Consider the following 18,403-nt stretch of genomic DNA (forward strand, 5'->3'; position numbering starts at 1 on the left):
GCGCGATGCGCCGTGTAAGGCGTTGGCGCGCAATCAAGGGGCGGCCTCTTGGGGCGTTCTCATTGACGCGGCCGGATGTGACAGAAATATTTAACATGGAATTCAATGTTAAAAATGGCCTTGTGTGCGAACACGATGTAACCAAACTGTCCCAATGGAAGGGTCGCAATCTTCTACCGCCGATGATCGTCTCCGCTGGTCTCGCCTGACCGGCAAGCAGCGCGCCTGTCTTGACCTCGTACTTGTACACAAGACGTCGAAGCAGATCGCGCGCGACCTCGGGATCTCCAAATACACCGTCGACCAGCGAATCACTGCGGCGCGGCAGATATTGGGCGCGAATGATCGCGCCGATACGGCTAACCGCTATGCGCGCCTGCGCCAGATATGCGACCGGATCGCATACGATCCGGCGCAGCTTCCCGGCGCCGCGACGCTCGTGCCATCCGATGACACAGACGGTGGCCCTACAAATGTTTTCGATTTGAGCGAGACCAGCAAATCGGTGGACCGGCTTTCAGGCGAAGGCGTCCCGTCCGGGAAGATCTGGAGGCACGACCATAAGCTTCCGACCAGGCTCACGATCATGGCGACAATACTCGCGTGTGTGATCATTTTCCTGCTCGGCAGCCTCGGGATTGCAGAGACGCTGACGCGCCTCATCTCCGGCTGATCCTTCTCATAACCGATCGAGCAACCGCCGGAGCGTGCGCTTCCGGCAGAGGAGAAGTCATGTCCGATACCATCAATTTCACTGCCGCGAGGCTTCAGAACCAAGTACCGGCCACGGAGGCGCGCATCGACGACGCCTTGATCGCCGTGTCGACGCTCATGACCAGTGTCGTGACGGCGCGGCGCGACACCCCCGGCGTCCCTGCGATCAAGGGGCAGTCAACCATTCACCGGATCGCGAGGCTCCAGACCGTGCTGGTCGGCGCGAGCGGTGACGCCTTGCGAATCCACGGCGAACTTGCCGACATCGCGCGTGAGACCGCCGGACTCGATCTCCATGAGTGCCCGGCCGTCGCGACGGCCGGGGAGGGCGCGATCGCAGCAAGCTCCTAGCAATTGACCCGGGACCGCCAGCATGGTCATTGGACGCGATGGTTCGGATTGCAATCTTTCTGACGATCTTGCTGGCGGCTCTTGCCTACGCCCTCAGAAAAGGGGGCGCGCCCGAGCGCACGATGGCGCTGATCCTGATCGCGATGGCGGCGGCGGACCAGCTTCTGCACCTGTTCATCCCGCCGCGCTTCACCTCGATCGACGCGGGGCATCTGGCGATCGATCTTGTCGCAGCGGCAGCAAGCGTCATCCTGGCATTGGTCGCGCACCGGTTCTGGCCGATGCTGGCGGCGGTTCTCCAAATTCTTCCTCTGATGGCGCACGTTGGCAAAGCAGCCGACATAACGGTCCATCCGGTGGCCTATCTGACGATGCAAGTCTCTGCCTCCTGGCTTCTCCCGCCGCTCCTCGTCATCGCAACCTGGCGGCACCAGACGCGGATGTGCGCGAATGGGAGCGATCGGTCCTGGCACGGCTTGTCGCGGCAATCGCACCCGAAGACTGCGAGCTCATAGCGCGGGTCCTTCTCGACGAGTTCAGGAGCCTCGGCAGGCTCTGGTCGCAAACCGCCGAGCGGATGGCCGGCGTCCTCGGAGACTGGCCCGAGGTGGGATCGTTCCTCGCCCATATGCGCGACGCGATGATCGACGGAATGCGTTCGGATCTCCGGGCGGGGCAGATCGACCCGTTCGATCCCGCGCTGCGTCGGTATCTCATCGCTTCGATGGCGTCGTTCTCCGACGAGCGCCTGCGCATTCTCTTTCTGGATCCTGCCCGGCGCCTCATAGCCGACGAACAGATGCAGCAAGGCACGCTTGCCCATCTCACCATTTATCCGCGAACGATCTTCCGGCGTGCGCTCGAGCATAATGCGGCGGCGATCATTCTCGTCCACAATCATCCGGGCGGCGATGCGACGCCGAGCGAGAACGATATTCAGGCCACGCGCAAGCTCGATCAGATCGGACGCGCGCTCGATGTCGAGATTCTCGATCACATCATCGTTACTGCGACCGGTATTCACCATATCCTGCGCGAAGAATGGTCGCCGGGAAGCCGCATCGCACGATCTGAGTTTACGCTCCGGAGCGGGACGGCTGCGCATGACGAAGACGATGACGCGCGCGCGCTTTGCAATGCGGAGGCGGTGGTGCGGCGGCGCATCCTGCGCAAGCAGCTGATCGGCAACGCCGAGTTGTTCGGCGAGCCTGCATGGGACATGCTCATCGATCTGTTCATTCACGAATGTCGGGGGCAGCAGCTTTCGATGTCGTCGCTTTGCGCAACCGCCGGCATCCCGACGAGCAGCGCGATGAAACTCGCACAGCGCCTGTGCGAGGCGGGCATATTGGAGCGGACGCCCGATGTCTTCGACGGACGGCGTACTCTGATGAAGATCGCGCCCGAGATCGCGCACCGGCTGCGTGCCTATTTTGCGGAAGGAACCGAATAGCCTGCCCCTGAAGCGGACGCGGCCCGTCGCGGGCCTCCGCCGTCGCGTCTGCGACCGGGGATCTGACAGGTCAGTCACCGGCAGATCTTCGCATCGATCCTTCCCGCTCGTCGCCCGCTGCTGATGCTGGCCTGTTCTTGTCCGATCGACGCCGTATGGAAATATTCAGAAAATATTCTGGCTATCCGGGATGAGCGGCGGTCCGGCCGCGAATTGGCGGTTTCCTGAAGCCTATACCGGGCTTCTCATCTCGGACCGACGCGCGTTCGCATGGGAATGGCTACGCCGAAGTCCGCTTTACCGTCACCTCTGGAAGAACCGGAGCCACATATCCGACGAGCGGCTCGAGAGCCTTGGATTGCACGGCTGGATCGATCCTGCTTTGTCCGCGTCGGAAGGCCGTCCAATCTGGAGCATCCTAAGGGATCCGCGCGTGCTGCGCGGGCGGCCCGCCCGCGAAGACAGTCCCGCCGACGATCTCTTCGATGTGCGCGATGTCGCCCCGTTTGTTTCGGTCGAGATCGACGCCGAAAACACCGAACATTGGCTGCTGAGCGACGGACATTGGGCCATTCGTCTCGACCTGCATCATGGAACGCTGCTGGGCGGCCCGGTCCTTGTCGAACATCGCATATCGGGCCTTCAGTCGGCCAAGCCCAAGCTCGAAGCACTCCGCCAGTTCGTCGTTCTGGTGGAGAGCGGCCGATTGCCGCGCTCGATGATGCCGCGCGAGCGAAAGGCGGCGCAATGGATCCTGGAGCTGCGCGTCGGTGATGCCCTTCTGTCCGGCGAGACACAGCAGGAGATGGCACGTATCTTGTTCGGTGCCGTGATCGCGTCCCGGCGCTGGCGGATCGAAAATGCCTCGCATCGACTTCGTATCCAGCGGCTCGTGCGCATCGCCCGGCGGAGGCTGGCTGATCCCTTGTCGGGACCATGGTTCAGATAGTGCGCGTCCTGCAACATGCGACGTCGTACGCCCTCGATGGACCTGCCAATCGAACCCGGCCGACTGCTCGATGACAACAACAACTCTCAAATTGAGACTAAATGACGAATATATTTGAAATATATCATCTCGGCCATAGCTTGGTTCCGCTCCGCATCGTCACCGACCAGCAACGATGCGCCACCGCGGTGACCCCGCCTATTGAGAGGGCGAGGGGATCGGCACCGGACTGGGAGCAACGCCGGACGAGCAGGTTCGAGAATGCTGCCGGCGTTGCCATGGGTCGTAATGACTACGCTCGACGCCGCGCTGCGGCTCGCTGCCGAAGCCTTGAAGGTCGCGAGCGAAGACGCATTGATCGATATTCTCGACGAGGCCTGCTCGAGGCTCGGGTGCTCGTGGTTTGCTTTGAGTCATCACGTCGACTTTCTGGCGGCGCCCGAAAAGGGATTGCGCGTCCACAATTATCCCGAAGATTGGGCAAGATGGTTCGATGAACAGCGGCTCGGCGTGCGCGATCCGGTCCATCGTGCGAGCGCCCGCCGCGCCGCGGGTTTCCTCTGGCACGACATGCACCAATTCTCGCGGCCAAGACCCGGCGACGGCGCGATCCTCAAGCGCGCACGGCGGCACGGCATCCATGATGGCCTGACCGTCCCGACGCACATCCCCGGCGACGCGCACGGGTCGGTATCCTTCGCCTGGCAGAAGGGGAATCATGCAACGCCGGAGGCCTTGATGTTCGCGCAGGTGATCGGCGCTTTCGTCTTTGAGGCGGCACGGCAACTGTCCGGGCTGGTCCCTGCCAATGATCAGCCCCGACTGACGGATCGGCAGATCGAATGCCTTTTGTGGGCCGCGCGCGGCAAATCGGATTCGGTGATCGCGCAGATCATGGACTTGCAGACCGATACGGTCAGCGAGCATTTGCGCAACGCGCGCGAGAAATACTCTGCACGAAGCCGCGTCAGCCTGGCGATCCGCGCCTTGTTCGACGGCACGATCTGCTTCAGCGACGTCGCCGGCGGCTAAAACACCCCCCTTTCTTGGTATGGCGCGAGCGGATTTTCCGGTTCAATTGGTCTGTCTCTTTCAATCAAGGAGACAAACCAATGCTCATCACGGTCAACCAGGACAACAGGGCGGACGAACATGTCGCGCTCCGTTCGATGTTCGAGGCGCGCAAACGCGTCTTTGTCGATTTGCTCAAATGGGACCTGCCCGTGCTGGCGGACCGGTTCGAAGTCGACCATTTCGACGATCCGCACGCCACCTACCTTATCCTCACCGACGCGCGGGGAGAGCATCTCGCCTCGGCGCGGCTGCTGCCGACGACAAGGCCTGCTCTTCTCGATGGGATTTTCCCCCATCTTGTCGCCGGTCCCGTTCCGAATGGCACTGCAATACTCGAGATCACGCGCTTTTGCCTGTCGCCGGGGATCGGCGCGCAGCAACGCCGCGCAGCGCGCGATACGCTCCTCGTCGCGCTCGTCGACTATGCGCTGACCCATGGCATTTCCACCTATACCGGCGTCGCCGAGCTTTCGTGGTTCCGGCAGGTCGAGCAGTTCGGCTGGCAATGTCGCGTGCTTGGCGAAACCGCGATCCACGACGGCCGTGCATTGGTTGCGCTGGAGATCGCGATCGAGCCCGACACGCTATCGAAGCTTGCGGCGACCGGCATCGGGGCAACCGGCGCCGACGCGCCCGCCGAAGCTGCATGAGGAGCGGACCGATGTCGATCGATTCCCACCTGCGCAACGGTGTCGCTCAAACCGCCGCGCAGCATCTGGCCGGCTATGGCTATGTCCTGCTTCGAGGGGCGGCCGCGGCTTCCGAGATCGAAGCGATCGCGGCGGATTTTGCGCCGCGTTTCGACGCGACGCCCTTTTGCTCGGGCGCCTTCTATGGCGAGCGCACAAAGCGGTTCGGGCGCCTCCTGATCCGCTCGCCACATATGGCGAACCTCGTGTTGCACTCCGAGATACTGGCGCTCGCCGAAGCGGCGCTCGGGCCCTGGTGCGAGCGCATCCAGCTCAACCTCACCCAGGCGATCGAGCTTCATCCCGGCGCGCTCGCGCAATTTCCGCACCGCGATCAGGATCTGTGGCAAGGCTCGCTCGGTGAGGTCGAATATCTGCTGAACGTAATATGGCCTCTGACTTCGTTCACGGCGGAGAATGGAGCGACGAGAATCTGGCCCTCGAGTCACGGCGTCGAAGCGCTTGTCGAGCAACCGCGCGAGGAGCCGATCGTTGCCGTGGCCGAGCCGGGTGACGCGATTGTCTTCCTCGGGTCGACGCTTCACGGCGCCGGGGCCAATTGGGGCGCTGGGGTGCGCCGTGGTGTCATCGTCAGCTACTGTCTCGGCTGGCTCAAGCCCTACGAAAATCTGTGGCTCGCCTATCCGCCCGAAATTGCCCGGCACTTCCCGCCGGAGCTCGCGGCGCTTGCCGGCTATGCGCAGCACCGGCCCAATCTCGGGAACTTCGAGGGGCAATGCCCTTCGGTTCTGTTCGAAGGCTATCCCGCCGAGCAACTCGCCGCAATCGACGCGCTGCGGCCCGACCAGCGGGCCTTGCTCGCCGAGCATGTCGCCGCGCAGCGCGAAGCAGAAGACGGAACGGGGGCGGCATGAACGCGGGCTCGACCATGGAGCGCGTCTATCTCGACCTCAAAGCGCGCGTGCTCGACGGCCGTTATCCGCCGGGCACGCGGCTCGACCCGGTCGTCCTCGCCCGGACGCTCCGCGCCAGTGCAACGCCGGTCCGCGAGGCGCTTCATCGCCTCGCGGGCGAACGGATCATTGACAGTTGGCATCAGGAGGGATTCCGGCCCCCGATCCTTGCCGAGGCCGATCTCCACGATCTCTACAATTGGGCCGCCTATTTACTCGGCCTCGCGCTCCGGAGCGAGGCGCCCGAGCCCGATCGGCCAGCGGGGCTCGTCAAGCTAACGCAGCATAAGGACTATGCTGAAGCGCTCGACTCGCTCTTCCGCGCGATCGCACTCTGGAGCGCCAATCGCGAATTGCGCTTCGCAATCTTCAATCTCGTCGAAAGAAGCCATTTGTTTCGCAAGGCCGAAGCGCACGTCGATCCCGCCGCCCGCGACATGCTGGCGGCGATGGAAGCCGACTATCGCTTCGGCCGCTGGAGCGCGCTTCGGGCCAAGATCACGCGCTTTCACCGGCGCCGCATGACGTTCGCCGGCCGCGTCGTCGCCGAGCTTAGACCCCGCGACGCGCCCCTCAGATGATATTCGGACGATATACGAACTATAAAAATTCTATTCTGTCCGACCGGCGTAGCTTCTTGGGTGCCGCAATTCCGCGGCATATCAGAGGAGGTTCCTATGAACCGCAATGACAACGACGCGATCGAGGAAATCGGCATCGCGAGCGTGGAAACGCTCGGCGATGAATTCCCGATCCCCGAACAGGTCGGTCATGATCTGCCGCTCGGCGGCGGCATCAGCGCCGACTGACGGTCGAAGGGAGCGCGGCCGCCGTGTGCGACCGCGCTCACCGCGCGATATGCCCTATCGGCTCCCATCGACAATCAGCTACGGCATCATCGACGCCGGCGCCGTCGTGCTCGACCTGGCTTCGGATCGCTATCTGCGGTTGGGACGCGAACAGGCGGTCGCCCTCCGCGCCCTGAGCGACGAGGGATGTGGCCAGGTCCATGATGCCGCCATCCAAACTTTGTTAGCGCGCGGCCTCCTCGTCGAAGGGCAGGGATCGGTCGGACCCGTCGCGGCGGAAACGGTTCGCTCAAGCGCGCTGGAGTTCAGCCGCGAGTCAACGCTTCCCGCCGATGCGGATCGGGGACCGCCATCCGCTGAAATTCTGCTCGCACGATATGCGGCGGCGCGGTCGATGGGGTGGGCAGGGCTTGCTTCGACGATCGGGCGTTGGCGCCAGTTCCGCGCGCATGGCGTCGATCGGAACCGGGCGTCCGGCGCGCTCGTCGAACTCGCGAAACGCTATCACCATGGCCTGCGCTATTATCCGGCGAAGCGACGCTGCGTTCCGGACTCGCTCGGCCTGATGCGCTGCCTCTGGCGTCGGGGCCATGATGCCGACCTTTATTTCGGCGTCCGGCTCGATCCATTCGCCGCGCATTGCTGGGTCCAGGCCGGCGACCTTCTGCTAACCGATCCCCTCGATAGCGTCGCCGAATTCACTCCGGTGTTCCGGCTATGAACCTTCGTCTTGCCCTGCAAAGCGGTGGCCCCGAGAGGCCGTTGCGCGAAGACCTAATCGACTATGGTCACCTCGGGCCGGCGCGGGTTGTGGGCGTACCAAGCCAGCCGGTCCGTATCGAGGGCCGCATCCTGCTCGCCGGATATGCGTTCCGTCGCGGCGATTTTGCCGTCTGCGACGGGCTCGATTCCGACGAGGCGACGGCAGTCGTCGCGAGCCGGGGCAGGTGGGCGATCGACAATCTGTGGGGGAATTATCTGCTCGGGTGGGCCGGTGAAGACGGCGATGTCCATCTTCTCCGCTCGCCCGTCACCGGGCCCGCGCTCTACCACTTCGTGCCCCCCGATGACGCGACGGCCATTGGAGCCTGCCTCTTCTCGGACCTCGGCGTCGCCCGCGCGCTGGGGTTCGCGCTCGATCGTCCCGACGCCGCGGCACTCGACGCCCATCTGCGCTTTCCGCTCCTACGGGCGCCTTCGACCGGCCTCGATCATGTCACCGAGATCTTGCCGGGCGACATCGCCACGCTGGGCGCTAGCTCCTCTTCGGACATCGCCTGGCTCCCATGGGATCATGTCGGGCATCGTCCGCGGCTGATCGAACCAGCCAGGCTTCGCACGGCGGTGATTTCGGTGGTCGAGGCATGGTCGGGCCGCTTTGACCGGATCCAGCTCGAACTTTCGGGCGGCCTCGACAGCTCGATCGTCGCGGCCTGCCTCGCGGGACGCGATGCCTGGCGCGCCGTCAATCTCGCGACGCCCGGCGTGTCGGGCGACGAGCGGCCTTATGCGCGCGCTGCCGCGGCGCGGGCCGGGGCGCAATTGCTCGAAATCATGCTGCCCGCCGAACCCGGCGACCCGCTGGCGCCGGTCGCAAAGCTGCGCGCGCGGCCCGCCGGCTTCGGCCTGCTCAGCTCGAGCAACGCCGCCTTGCTCGGCGCGGCGCGCGATTTCGGCGCCGATGCGATCTTCAGCGGCGCAGGAGGGGACAATATCTTCGGCTTCATTCGCCGGGTCGGTCCCGTCGTCGATGCCTTTCGCTTCGCGGGGCCGCGCACCGGGTTGAAGGCTGCGGGCGATCTTGCCGATCTGACCGGCGACAGTATCTGGCGCGCGCTTCGCCTGACGGCACGGCGCTTTCTCGCGCGCCCTGCCGACTGGCCGTCGGACGACTTGTTTCTCACGCCGCGCTTCTCCGCGCCCGCGCCGCCGCACCCCTGGCTGGAGGCGGGGCATGGTGTCAGCGCCGGCCAGTTCGGCTATGGGCGCGCGCTCCTGCCGATCCAGCCCTTTCTCGATGGCTACGACCGGGCAATCGCGCTTCCGATGATCTCGCCGCTCCTGTCGCAACCGCTCGTCGAGTTCGGCTTGTCGATCGCGACCTGGCAGTGGTGCGAGGGTGGGCAGGATCGGGCGCTTGCCCGGCGCGCCTTCGCGGCGGACCTTCCGGATATCGTACGCGAACGACGGACCAAGGGGCGGGTCGACTCGCTCTTCGCGCCGGCTTTCGATGCGAACCGGGCGCGGCTTCGCGACTTCCTGCTCGAAGGCTGGCTGGCAGGCGCCGGTGTTCTCGACAGGGACGCCGTCGACCAGGCGCTGCGCCGGCCGGCAAACGCGCTCGACGCCGTCTATATCCGCTTGTTGCAGATCGCCGACGTCGAGCGCTGGATCCGCTCCCTCTGAGCCCACACGGGGACCAGGCAAGGAGGGGGCGGCTCCGGGGAGAGGTCAGGGAGAGGTTTTCGTCGCGGGTTTCGCGATGCGATAGGTCCGCCAGCGCCGATATTGGTCCGCCTTGGCCGGGTCCGCATCCTCTTCGCCTTTCAGCCAGAAGCGGTACCAGTCGAGATTGCGTTGATAGACCGCCCGCTTGTGGACCGGCTGCTTCTTGATGTGCGGCTCGTCGGCGAAGGCGAAGAGCTCGGCGGGCCGTCCGGCAAGCTTGAGCTTGGTGTGGAGTTCGAGCACATAGCGCGCCTCGGATTCGGGAAGCTGCATCAGCAAGGGCGTCCGGATCGAACCGATATCATAGATCGCCGAAAGCTGCCGCCATCGCTCGGGGTCGGTATCGGGATCGCCGATCTTCCAAAAGTCATCGAGCATCGCGGCGAAACCGCGACCGGGAAGGGCGTTCGCCCAATAATAAGCGGGCGACATCTGGCTCGACGACAAGGTCGCCGCGGCGAAGAGGTTCGATCTCCTCACCGCATAGAGCGCGACCTCCGATCCGAAGCTGAGCCCGCCGATGCCGGCCCGGGCGCGATCGACAAGGCCGTCCTTCGCGAGCTCCGCGATCGCGCCTTCGATGTCGGCGAGCGCGGCGGCATAGCTGGCTTCGGTCCCGGCCTCCTTCGGCGCGCGGACCCGGTCCATGCACAGCACGGCGAACCCATTTTCGACGAGCGGCAACATCGGTATCTCGTCGCCGATGCCGCCCTTGAGAAATCCGGGGCAGCGATAATATTGGACGACAAGGGGTAGAGGGCCCGCTCTTCCTTCGGGCAGCAGGAGCACGCCGGTCACGCCGCGATCCCATGTCATTGGTCTGGCTTTGGCGGTGATGCGCGCGCGGAGCGCCGGGTTGGGATCGTCGATGACGCGCCTCGTGGCGTCGGCATAGGTGATTGCGACGAGGCGCGGCGGGCTGACCGGCCCGGCTTCGGCACAAATGAGCGAGGCGGCCGCGGCAACGCACCGGGACGAATGGCTCGGCGAACGCGTCGCGCCATCCGTCGTCGTGAGGAGCCGTGCGCCCGATGCGCCGACGCGCCAGAGCCAGACATGCTCGCGGGTGCCGCCGCCGCGTTCGAAGAGCAGCAGCATATCATGGTCGGGCCGCCAGCTCAGCGCAGCCAACCGCTCGCTCCGGCACGGCGCCGCGCGGCAGACGACCCGTTTGCCGCCGGGCCGTGTGACAAGGACCGAACGCGCGCCGGGCCCTGCGACGATCTCGGCGCGACTGCCGTCGGCGGCCATGGCGGTTTCAGCCTGCGCGGCGAGGACGGCCCCGGCCCGGTCGGCAACCGGGACGGTGATATTTTGGCGCGGCGCGTCCGAGAGAATGCGCTCTCGCGTAAACCACGCCCCCGGGAGCCGCATCATGACGCGCTTGCCATCCTCGATCGTTCCACCCGCGAGCGGTTCCATGGGATCGAGGCGATGATCGACCAGCGTACCCTCGTCATAGGCATTTCGCTCGGCAGCGGCGATCCGGGCGCGGGTGGCTCCGATTGTGTAGCGTATCGCGGCGCCGCCTTCGGTCGGGGCGAAATCGAGGATATCGGCGTCTTCCGCGATCTCCAGCGCTGCCTGGGCCCGCTCGCGCCAGTGCCAGATGCCGGTCGTCCCGTCGGCACGTGCCAGGAAACGAATCCCGTTCGAGTCCGCGTCCCACAGGGGGAGCGCCTCGATCAGTGCGCCGGCGCCGCTATAGCGGGCGGCGCCGCCGCTCCCGACCCGAACGGGCTCGCCGCCCGCGACGGGCGCAACATACCAGTCCAGCGCAACCTCGTTCGCCGCGACGGACGGACGGCTGACGCGGTAGGCGACGCGCCGCCCATCGGGCGAAAGGCTGACGCCCGATATGTCGGCGGTTTCGACGAGATCGGTCGCCGTGACGGGCGTGCGGGGATGTCGGAACCCCGGCATCGGGTCCTGGACGGTCGCCGCCAGCATCAAGGCGAGGGTCACCATGCGATCACCGCCTGAAGTGCGATCATCCGGCCGATCGCGCTCGCCTGCTCGGGGTCATAGCCGAAGGCCGAGGTGCTGGTCAGGAAGCGGGCATAGGGCGGGTCTTTGTCGAAGAGATTGTTGACGCTGAGCGCAAGCCGGAGCGCGCGGCCATCGTCGCCGGTCGCGATCCGGGTTCCGAGCTGCATGTCGAACGTCGTCCAGCTCTTGACGGTCTCGGCGGGCGTGACGGTGAGGTTGCGATAACCCGCCACATGATTGACCGCGATGCCGCCGTCGAAGGCGCCGAGGGTGAAGCCCGCGCGCCCGCGCAGGCGCAGCTTGACCGGATTGCCGAGCGTGCCGAGGACCTCCTGCGCGGGCGCCGCGTCGGTGACGTGGCTGTCGATCTTCAACATGCGCGTGCCGCCGAGCGTCAGGCTGACGCTTCCGCGAGCCACCGCCCGGGTCCAGGCGAGATCGAAGTCAATGCCCCTGATCGTCGCGCGCGAGAGGTTGAGCGTGCGCCCGTCGATGATCGCGGCGATCTGGCCGGGCGCGACGCCGATCGGGTTCGAGAAATTGGGACCGGCAAAATAGGCCGCGACAAGCGCTGGGTCGGGCGTGTCGTTGACGATCGACGCATAAATGTCGCGCCGGACGAGGAAATTCTGGAGGTCGAAATTGGCGCTCGCGATCCGGTCGCGATAAGCGATATCGAACCAGGTCGCCGAGAGCTTGAGCCCGGGCGCAAAACCCGGCTCGAGATCGAAGCCGGCGGTCCAGCTCGTCGCCTTTTCCGGCCCGAGGTCGGGACGAAAGCCGAACAGGCCGAGCACCACGCTCTGGCCTGTCGGCGAACGCGGATCGGGAAGGCGGAGCGTCTGGTAGGTCGCGTTGGCGGTGCCGACCAGCTCGGTGAAATAGGGCGCGCGGAACGAGCGCCCGTACGACCCGCGGATCGATACGCCCTTCATGGGCATCCAGCGGAGCCCGACCTTGGGATTGGCGGTATCGCCGACATCCGAATAATCTTCATACCGACCGGCGGCAGAGAGAAGGAGCTCGCCCGGCAGGTCATCACCGGCGTCAAAGACGGGCACGATGATCTCGCCATAGAGGGATTTGACGATGCGTCGGTCGGGCAGCCCGGGAATGCCCACGGCGAGCGGCGTGTCGGCGGTCACATCGAGCAGCGAGCTGTAACGAAGCCGGTCGCGCCGATACTCGGCGCCGACCGCCGCCTTGACGTCGCCCGCCGGCAGCGACAACAGCACGCCGTCCGCGCGAAGCGCCGCCGAGAGCACTGCGTAGCGCACGTCGCGGGTCTGGCCGCCGCGCAGGCTGTCGATGAGCGCGCGGTCGTTGACCGCGCCGTCGCCGAAGAGGTTGATCGCGGTGGCGCGGTTGGTCGAGGCGACCGCGCGCTGGAGCTTGAGCCGGTGCACGACGTTGACGCCCTCGTCATGCTCGCGCTGGAGCCCGTAGCCGCCCGACAGCTCGACCGACCAGTCGCCGAGCGCGGCGCGCGCGCCGAAACTGCTGTTGAGGGCGCGGACTTTTCCGCGGGTGCCCTCGGGGCCGAAATCGGCGCTCGGGTCGTAATAGACGGTAATCGGCTGCCCGGTGCCGATCGGATCGACATAATAGGGATTGGCGCTGGTGACCCGCTGGGTCTGGATCCCGAACAGCCGCCGGCGCGCTTCGAATCGGCGCTCGGCATAGAGGAGCCGTGCGAACAGCGAGAGGCTGGAACTTAGCTCCTGCTCGCCGGATACATAGAGGCTCCTGGTTTCCTGGCGCGGCAGGATGTCGATGTTGCGCCTTGTATCGCCGCGATTGAAGCCGCCGGCTATGAGCTGCGCGCGCGTAAGTTGGGTGCCGTCCTGGCCGCGGGGAATGCCGAAGACCTGGCCGTTCGCCGCCACGATCGAGCCCGGATTGTTGAAGTTCGAACGAAGGTCGGGACCGCCAAAGGGGCGGAGGTCTTCGCTCGCGAAGGCGCGCTTCGACGAGGGCAGGTTGCCGCGGCGATAATATTCGGCGGCGACTGTCAGATGCCCGCTGTTCCAGCCGACACCCGCGATCTGGCTCGCCTGCAATTCGCCGAAGTCGCCATCGGCGGTGCCGGCGCGCAGACGCGTCTCATACCCTTTGAAGCGGTTGCGCAGGCGGATATTCACGACCCCGGCTATGGCATCGGAGCCATAGATGGCCGATGCGCCGTCGGTCAGTATCTCGATGCGCTCGACCGCAACCGACGGGACGAGCGAGAGATCGGTAAAAGCACCCGCGCCGCCGCCGAGCGCGGGACGGCTGTTGTCGAAGAGCGTGAGCGTCGAGCCGCTGCCCAGCCCGCGGAGGTTGATCCCCGACCCGAAGCCGAGGTTCGTCCCCGCATTGCCGCGCGCGGTCGAGCCCGAGACCGCCTCGGTCGGCCCGCCCGAGAAATTCTGCGGGATCGTCTGAATGAAGTCGGTGATTGTCGCCCTGCCGCTGCGATCTAGCGTCTCGCGATCGATGCTGGTGACGGGCGATCCGACAGGGCCCGCACCCCGGATCCGGGAGCCGGTGACGACGATGGCTTCGCCCGACGCCTCAGTCGATCCGGGTGGGACGGCGTCGTTTCCCGCGCGGACGATCAGCGCGCCGTCGACGGTTTCGGTCTTGAGCCCCGTGCCGGCAAGAAGCCGCGCGAGCGCAGCGTCGGCCGAGAGGCGGCCGCGCACCACTCCACTTCTTTTGCCTGCAACGAGGCGCGCCGCGGCGACGACCTCGCGTCCGGTGACTTCCGAATAACGCTGAAGCGCATCGCCTAGCGGCTGCACTTCGATGTCATAATCTCGTTGGTCGGTTTGCGCCTGCGCCGCCGCTGCATGAGTTGCGGTTGCCGCCGCACTCGCGAGCAAGCCAGCGATGATCATCTTTTTCATTTTACCCTCCCAAGCGGCCTGTCATGGCCGTCCGGGAGCGCAAAACCCCGGGGAGGGCGATCACCCCCCTCCGGGCTGAGCTATTTTTTGCTCAGGACAATGTTGCCGCCACGATCCACGACGTCGAGATCGAGCGCAGCGGCGAGTTTCCGGGCGAGCGGGCTGATATCGGCCACGTCGAACCGCCCGGTGACCGGAAGCGCCGCGAGCGCGGGGTCGGCAAGCGCGATATGCCTCCCGCTCGCCGCATTGGCGCGGTCGATAATAGCCCCGAGCGGCAGATCGTCCGCGGCGAGTATCGTCGTCGGCACCGGGCTCGCGATCGCAGGGACGCGGCGCGGACCCGAAGCCGGTACGTCGGCGACCTCGCCCGGACCCAGTCGGAGCGCCTCGCCCGCGGCGTTCGACCGGACCTCGACCACCCCCTTGATGAGCTTGATACGCGGGACGGCTTCGCGGGCATCGATCTCGAAGATCGTGCCGATCGCGCGCGTTTCCGAGCGTCCGGCGACGACGATGAACGGACGTGTCGGGTCGTGCGCGACCTCGAAGCGCGCACGGCCGCCGTTGAGGATGACGCGGCGCTCGGTGTCCGAGAGCTGCGGGTTGAGCCACGCGCCATCCATCAGCGCGACGACCGTGCCGTCCGCCAGCCTGAGCTGGCCCGGCGTTGGTTCCGCCGCGATCTGGCGTTGGTCGCGGTCGCCCTGGAGATAATAAGCGAAGCCGAGCGCGAGGCCGACCGCGGCCACCGTCGCCACGGCCCAGCGCAGGCTGCCGGGTGCGATTCTCTCGCTGCGCGCCTTCGCCTCGATGCGCTGGCGCGAGGTTTGTGCCGAATAGGCCCAGTCGTCGACCGCGCGGGCATAGGCGTCGGCATTGCCGGGCGCGTCGCGCCAGTCGTCGAAGGCGCGGCGCTCGGCGTCGCTCGGGGTTCCGCGCATCAGGGCGGCCCAGTCGGCCGCCTCGCGCTGCTGTCGCGTCACGATTGCGGGTCTCGCGCCTTGCGGATCGCGACAAGAGCTTTGGCGATATGCTTTTCCACGCGCTTGGGACTCATCTGTTTGATGTCTGCGATCTCGGCATAGCTCAGATCGTCGAACCTGTGCATCAGGAATACATCCCTTGTGGCGGGACTGAGCCGCGCGATCGCATCCTCGACGCGGCGGATCATGTCGCGCGCCTCGAGCGCGGCGTGCGGGTCGGGGCCGGCGATATCCTGCTCCTCATAGCTGTGATGCGCCCCGTGCAGGTTGCGGACGCCCGAGCGCGCACGGTTCTTGAGAATGCTGCGCGCCGCGGCGGCGACATAGGCGGCGGGGGCGTCGAGCAGCCCGGCGCGGTTGCCGGTGGCCGAAAAGACGCGGCGGAACGTCTCCTGCACGAGATCGCCGACCTCCTGCGGCGGGACGCTGCGGCGGAAGATCCCCGCGACGAGCGGGCGCTGCTGTGCATAGAGCGCCTCGGCGCGCGCGGTGCGGCCGAAGGCGGCCCAGTCGTCGGGCGGCAGCGGATCGGCGGCGTCGAGGCCGCGCCGTCCGTCCTTCTCGCTGTCGTCATGGTCCATCGCGTCTGCCTTCCCGAAGGACAGCGACGCTAAGGAGCCGGGCGTTGAGAACAGGGTCGAAACACCCGCGCCGCCGCCTTTGGCCCGAGGGCTTGGACATGCGCAGACGGCCACCCGGCAGGATGGCAAAAAAGGATATCGCTCTCGACCGGAGTTCTCACGCTCCGGCATCCGGCGCTTCGCTGCCCGATGCCGGTCCAGCATAACCGGCTGTTCCGTAAGGGCAAGAGTCCCTGAGAAGACCTGTCCTAATTGGACTCGATTCGGGCCGGCCACGGCGCGGCGGGGCGGCGGGGCGGCGTGGCGCAGGGGCGGAGGGGCGGCCCTTGGCTTCGGCTGCGTTCGACTGCGGCGGGCAGGGGACTGGATCGACAAAGTAGCTGCTGATGTGCGCGGCCCGAATGGAGCGCGCACTGGCGGCGGCAGGCGCCGCCAGAGGTCGCGCGTCTACACGGTTGGCCGCGCTGCGCTCTTGGGCTCGCTGGTCTTGGCGCGGCGGCGGCTAAGCACAGCTGCGCGCGCACGCCGCCGCGCCTTCGGCTCGCCAAGGGCGCGGCTTCTCTGGCCCTTCGGGCCGGGGTCGAGGTCGATTGCATCGAAACGGCGGGCCGAGGGCGTTTGGGGCGTTCGGGTCGGCCGGGTGGATGCGCGCGTATGTCGACTGAAGCCCTGTTGAGGACGCCGCGCGGGGCGCGGCGGCGCTTTGTCGGGCCGGCACCTCGGACATCGGTGCGGGCGGCGCACGGCCTGTGGGACCGCCCGGCGCCCGCGCAAGCCCTCCTTCGTCGGGCTCCTCCGCTTCGCTGCGGCCCTTCGGGTGCGCGAACGCCTTGCTGGGCGGTCCCGTGACCGTGGGTTCGCCGCCCGCCCCGCTGTCCGGGGCCGGCCGCGGCGGATTTTGGTCTGGAGGAGACGCCCCGTGAGTGCATTCCCGATACCCTTGGCCCCGGCCGCACCGTCCGAAAACCACGCGCCCGCGTCTGCGCGCGGCGCGCGGACGCGGCGCGGCGAAGCCGCATCGCGGACGAGCGAAGGCGGCGGCGCGCCGCCTGTGTCGCTGTATGACGAGGTCACCGCGCAGATCGTCGCCGAACTCGAAGAGGGACGTTTCCCTTGGGCGCGGCCATGGGACGCCGCCGCCTTTGCGCCGGGCTTGCCGCGCAACGCCGCAAGCCGCCGCAGCTATTCGGGCATCAATATCCTCATTCTCTGGTCCGAGGCGGCGCGGCGCGGGTTCGGCGCGCAAGGCTGGCTGACCTTCCGACAGGCGCAGGAGGTAGGCGGACAGGTCCGCAAGGGCGAGAAGGGCACGACGATCTTCTACGCCGCGCGCTTCACCCCGAAAGGCGGCGAAGGCGGCGGCGAGGTTGGCCCCGCGCCCGCGCCCGAGGGGCGCGGCGGCGCGGGCGAGGGCGACCGCTCGATTCCGTTTCTCAAACGCTTCACCGTGTTCAACGTCGCGCAGGTCGATGGCTTGCCCGAGCGCTGCACCGCGCCCGACCCCATTCTCTTGCCCCGCGAAACGATCCCGGTCGCCGAGGCGCTGCTCGCGGCGAGCGGCGCCGATATCCGTATCGGCGGCAACGAGGCCCATTATTCGCCATCGGGCGATTTCGTCGCACTGCCGCCGCAACAGGCGTTCTTTGAGCAGATCGACTATTATCGCACCGCGCTCCACGAACTTGGCCACTGGACTGGTCATGGCTCGCGGCTGGACCGCGACCAGACGGGCGGTTTCGGTAGCGCCGCCTATGGCCGCGAGGAACTTTGCGCCGAACTTGCGAGCGCCTTCCTGTGCGCCACGCTCGGTATCAAGCCCACCGTGCGCCATGCCGACTATCTCGGTGTATGGCTCGCGATCATGCGCGCCGACACGCGCGCGATCTTCAAGGCGGCGAGCCTTGCGAGCAAGGCCGCCGACTATCTGCTCGCCTTCGCGCCCGCGTCAGCGGAGCGCGGAACGGGAGGCGCGCCCGCGTCAGCGGAGCGCGACACGGCAGGCACGCCCGCGTCAGCGCGGGGAGACATGGAGAGCGCGCCCGAAGGCGCGCGCGGCGCGGACGCGGCGGGAGCGGGCCAATGACCCTCATCCCGTCGAGCCTCGTCTTCGCGCTCAACGCCCACGGCATGACGAGCCGCATCCGCGCCGCGCGCGAGGAGCGTTTCGACCCATGGCCGGTCGTCAAACTCTATAATCCGCTTGGACCCGCGACTTGGCTCGCGACCGAACTCGCCGACGATGGCGACACCTTGTTCGGGCTTGCCGACCTCGGCTTCGGCTGCCCCGAACTGGGCGCTTTCTCGCTCTCCGAGATACGGGCGGTTCGGCTGCCGTTCGGGATGGCCATCGAACGCGACCTGCATTTCGACGCGATGGCGGCGCTGTCGCTGTGGGCCGACGAGGCGCGGCGGCTCGGCTCGATAGCGCGCGCCGAAGCGGCGATGCGCCGCCGGAAATCCGACCAGCTTCTGCCCGATCCAGCCGGAGAGGGCATCTGACGCGGCGGCGCGTTTTCGCCGTCATCGAAGCCGGTCCCGTCTCGCATTCACTCAAA

The 18,403-nt window shown here is 66.7% G+C and carries 18 protein-coding genes and 1 pseudogene; 15 read left to right on the forward strand and 4 right to left on the reverse strand.

From position 1 onward, the window contains the following. The first annotated feature begins 154 nt into the window (after nucleotides 1-154). The 13 genes and pseudogenes from AC3A43_RS03030 (at nucleotide 155) to AC3A43_RS03090 (ending at nucleotide 9,359) form a co-directional block, all read left to right on the forward strand. Complete coding sequence (locus AC3A43_RS03030) at nucleotides 155-673, forward strand: LuxR C-terminal-related transcriptional regulator (protein WP_487791060.1); 519 nt, start codon at nucleotides 155-157, stop codon at nucleotides 671-673. 59 nt (nucleotides 674-732) lie between these two features. Next, the gene (locus AC3A43_RS03035; protein ID WP_487791061.1) at nucleotides 733-1,065 is read left to right on the forward strand and encodes a hypothetical protein; all 333 of its coding nucleotides are present in this window, start codon (nucleotides 733-735) and stop codon (nucleotides 1,063-1,065) included. Between the two features lie 122 nt (nucleotides 1,066-1,187). Beyond that, on the forward strand, nucleotides 1,188-1,580 hold the full coding sequence (locus tag AC3A43_RS03040; protein ID WP_487791062.1) for a hypothetical protein: 393 nt from the start codon (nucleotides 1,188-1,190) through the stop codon (nucleotides 1,578-1,580). A 62-nt stretch (nucleotides 1,581-1,642) separates the two neighbouring features. Then, complete coding sequence (locus AC3A43_RS03045; protein ID WP_487791063.1) at nucleotides 1,643-2,518, forward strand: JAB domain-containing protein; 876 nt, start codon at nucleotides 1,643-1,645, stop codon at nucleotides 2,516-2,518. 190 nt (nucleotides 2,519-2,708) lie between these two features. Beyond that, a pseudogene (locus tag AC3A43_RS03050) lies at nucleotides 2,709-2,831 on the forward strand (transcriptional regulator domain-containing protein); the annotation flags it as partial. 120 nt (nucleotides 2,832-2,951) lie between these two features. Further along, entirely contained in the window at nucleotides 2,952-3,467 is a 516-nt protein-coding gene (locus tag AC3A43_RS03055; protein WP_487792014.1) for a DNA -binding domain-containing protein, read from the forward strand. A gap of 288 nt (nucleotides 3,468-3,755) precedes the next feature. Then, complete coding sequence (locus tag AC3A43_RS03060; protein ID WP_487791064.1) at nucleotides 3,756-4,499, forward strand: LuxR family transcriptional regulator; 744 nt, start codon at nucleotides 3,756-3,758, stop codon at nucleotides 4,497-4,499. 80 nt (nucleotides 4,500-4,579) lie between these two features. Beyond that, the gene (locus AC3A43_RS03065) at nucleotides 4,580-5,191 is read left to right on the forward strand and encodes an acyl-homoserine-lactone synthase (protein WP_487791065.1); all 612 of its coding nucleotides are present in this window, start codon (nucleotides 4,580-4,582) and stop codon (nucleotides 5,189-5,191) included. An 11-nt stretch (nucleotides 5,192-5,202) separates the two neighbouring features. After that, complete coding sequence (locus AC3A43_RS03070; RefSeq protein ID WP_487791066.1) at nucleotides 5,203-6,105, forward strand: phytanoyl-CoA dioxygenase family protein; 903 nt, start codon at nucleotides 5,203-5,205, stop codon at nucleotides 6,103-6,105. Next, nucleotides 6,102-6,725 (forward strand): GntR family transcriptional regulator, encoded by a 624-nt coding sequence (locus tag AC3A43_RS03075; RefSeq protein ID WP_487791067.1) that lies wholly within the window; start codon nucleotides 6,102-6,104, stop codon nucleotides 6,723-6,725. The genes AC3A43_RS03070 and AC3A43_RS03075 overlap by 4 nt, the downstream gene beginning before the upstream one ends. Before the next feature lie 96 nt (nucleotides 6,726-6,821). Then, nucleotides 6,822-6,953 carry a hypothetical protein gene (locus AC3A43_RS03080; protein ID WP_487791068.1) on the forward strand — a complete coding sequence of 44 codons (132 nt, stop codon included), beginning with the start codon at nucleotides 6,822-6,824 and terminating at the stop codon, nucleotides 6,951-6,953. Between the two features lie 49 nt (nucleotides 6,954-7,002). Next, nucleotides 7,003-7,674: a lasso peptide biosynthesis B2 protein gene (locus tag AC3A43_RS03085; RefSeq protein ID WP_487791069.1), complete on the forward strand. Its 672-nt coding sequence runs from the start codon at nucleotides 7,003-7,005 to the stop codon at nucleotides 7,672-7,674. Nucleotides 7,675-7,715: 41 nt separating this feature from the next. Next, complete coding sequence (locus tag AC3A43_RS03090; RefSeq protein WP_487791070.1) at nucleotides 7,716-9,359, forward strand: asparagine synthase-related protein; 1,644 nt, start codon at nucleotides 7,716-7,718, stop codon at nucleotides 9,357-9,359. 45 nt (nucleotides 9,360-9,404) lie between these two features. Here the strand turns inward: AC3A43_RS03090 and AC3A43_RS03095 are convergent, their stop codons facing one another. The 4 genes from AC3A43_RS03095 to AC3A43_RS03110 form a co-directional block, all read right to left on the reverse strand. Continuing rightward, nucleotides 9,405-11,369 (reverse strand): Atxe2 family lasso peptide isopeptidase, encoded by a 1,965-nt coding sequence (locus AC3A43_RS03095; protein WP_487791071.1) that lies wholly within the window; start codon nucleotides 11,367-11,369, stop codon nucleotides 9,405-9,407. Then, entirely contained in the window at nucleotides 11,363-14,281 is a 2,919-nt protein-coding gene (locus AC3A43_RS03100; RefSeq protein WP_487791072.1) for a TonB-dependent receptor plug domain-containing protein, read from the reverse strand. Before AC3A43_RS03100 ends, AC3A43_RS03095 begins: the two co-directional genes overlap by 7 nt. Before the next feature lie 80 nt (nucleotides 14,282-14,361). After that, nucleotides 14,362-15,267 carry a FecR family protein gene (locus tag AC3A43_RS03105; protein WP_487791073.1) on the reverse strand — a complete coding sequence of 302 codons (906 nt, stop codon included), beginning with the start codon at nucleotides 15,265-15,267 and terminating at the stop codon, nucleotides 14,362-14,364. Continuing rightward, nucleotides 15,264-15,848 carry an RNA polymerase sigma factor gene (locus tag AC3A43_RS03110; RefSeq protein ID WP_487791074.1) on the reverse strand — a complete coding sequence of 195 codons (585 nt, stop codon included), beginning with the start codon at nucleotides 15,846-15,848 and terminating at the stop codon, nucleotides 15,264-15,266. The genes AC3A43_RS03105 and AC3A43_RS03110 overlap by 4 nt, the downstream gene beginning before the upstream one ends. Nucleotides 15,849-16,899: 1,051 nt before the next feature. Here AC3A43_RS03110 and AC3A43_RS03115 point away from each other — a divergent pair. Both AC3A43_RS03115 and AC3A43_RS03120 read left to right on the forward strand, forming a co-directional pair. Then, nucleotides 16,900-17,931 carry an ArdC family protein gene (locus AC3A43_RS03115; RefSeq protein ID WP_487792015.1) on the forward strand — a complete coding sequence of 344 codons (1,032 nt, stop codon included), beginning with the start codon at nucleotides 16,900-16,902 and terminating at the stop codon, nucleotides 17,929-17,931. Then, on the forward strand, nucleotides 17,928-18,347 hold the full coding sequence (locus AC3A43_RS03120; protein ID WP_487791075.1) for a DUF2958 domain-containing protein: 420 nt from the start codon (nucleotides 17,928-17,930) through the stop codon (nucleotides 18,345-18,347). Before AC3A43_RS03115 ends, AC3A43_RS03120 begins: the two co-directional genes overlap by 4 nt. Nucleotides 18,348-18,403: the final 56 nt, after the last annotated feature.

This window comes from Sphingopyxis sp. Soil_C_28 (assembly GCF_057657055.1).

What these genes read in the sequence shown, in the direction of transcription:
- AC3A43_RS03070 (WP_487791066.1), top strand. Translation starts at nt 5,203, where the DNA reads ATGTCGATCGATTCCCACCTGCGCAACGGTGTCGCTCAAACCGCCGCG.
- AC3A43_RS03035 (WP_487791061.1), top strand. Translation starts at nt 733, where the DNA reads ATGTCCGATACCATCAATTTCACTGCCGCGAGGCTTCAGAACCAAGTA.
- AC3A43_RS03080 (WP_487791068.1), top strand. Translation starts at nt 6,822, where the DNA reads ATGAACCGCAATGACAACGACGCGATCGAGGAAATCGGCATCGCGAGC.
- AC3A43_RS03045 (WP_487791063.1), top strand. Translation starts at nt 1,643, where the DNA reads ATGGCCGGCGTCCTCGGAGACTGGCCCGAGGTGGGATCGTTCCTCGCC.
- AC3A43_RS03040 (WP_487791062.1), top strand. Translation starts at nt 1,188, where the DNA reads ATGGCGCTGATCCTGATCGCGATGGCGGCGGCGGACCAGCTTCTGCAC.
- AC3A43_RS03095 (WP_487791071.1), bottom strand. Translation starts at nt 11,369, where the DNA reads ATGGTGACCCTCGCCTTGATGCTGGCGGCGACCGTCCAGGACCCGATG.
- AC3A43_RS03075 (WP_487791067.1), top strand. Translation starts at nt 6,102, where the DNA reads ATGAACGCGGGCTCGACCATGGAGCGCGTCTATCTCGACCTCAAAGCG.
- AC3A43_RS03110 (WP_487791074.1), bottom strand. Translation starts at nt 15,848, where the DNA reads ATGGACCATGACGACAGCGAGAAGGACGGACGGCGCGGCCTCGACGCC.
- AC3A43_RS03085 (WP_487791069.1), top strand. Translation starts at nt 7,003, where the DNA reads ATGCCCTATCGGCTCCCATCGACAATCAGCTACGGCATCATCGACGCC.
- AC3A43_RS03030 (WP_487791060.1), top strand. Translation starts at nt 155, where the DNA reads ATGGAAGGGTCGCAATCTTCTACCGCCGATGATCGTCTCCGCTGGTCT.
- AC3A43_RS03100 (WP_487791072.1), bottom strand. Translation starts at nt 14,281, where the DNA reads ATGAAAAAGATGATCATCGCTGGCTTGCTCGCGAGTGCGGCGGCAACC.
- AC3A43_RS03065 (WP_487791065.1), top strand. Translation starts at nt 4,580, where the DNA reads ATGCTCATCACGGTCAACCAGGACAACAGGGCGGACGAACATGTCGCG.
- AC3A43_RS03060 (WP_487791064.1), top strand. Translation starts at nt 3,756, where the DNA reads ATGACTACGCTCGACGCCGCGCTGCGGCTCGCTGCCGAAGCCTTGAAG.
- AC3A43_RS03120 (WP_487791075.1), top strand. Translation starts at nt 17,928, where the DNA reads ATGACCCTCATCCCGTCGAGCCTCGTCTTCGCGCTCAACGCCCACGGC.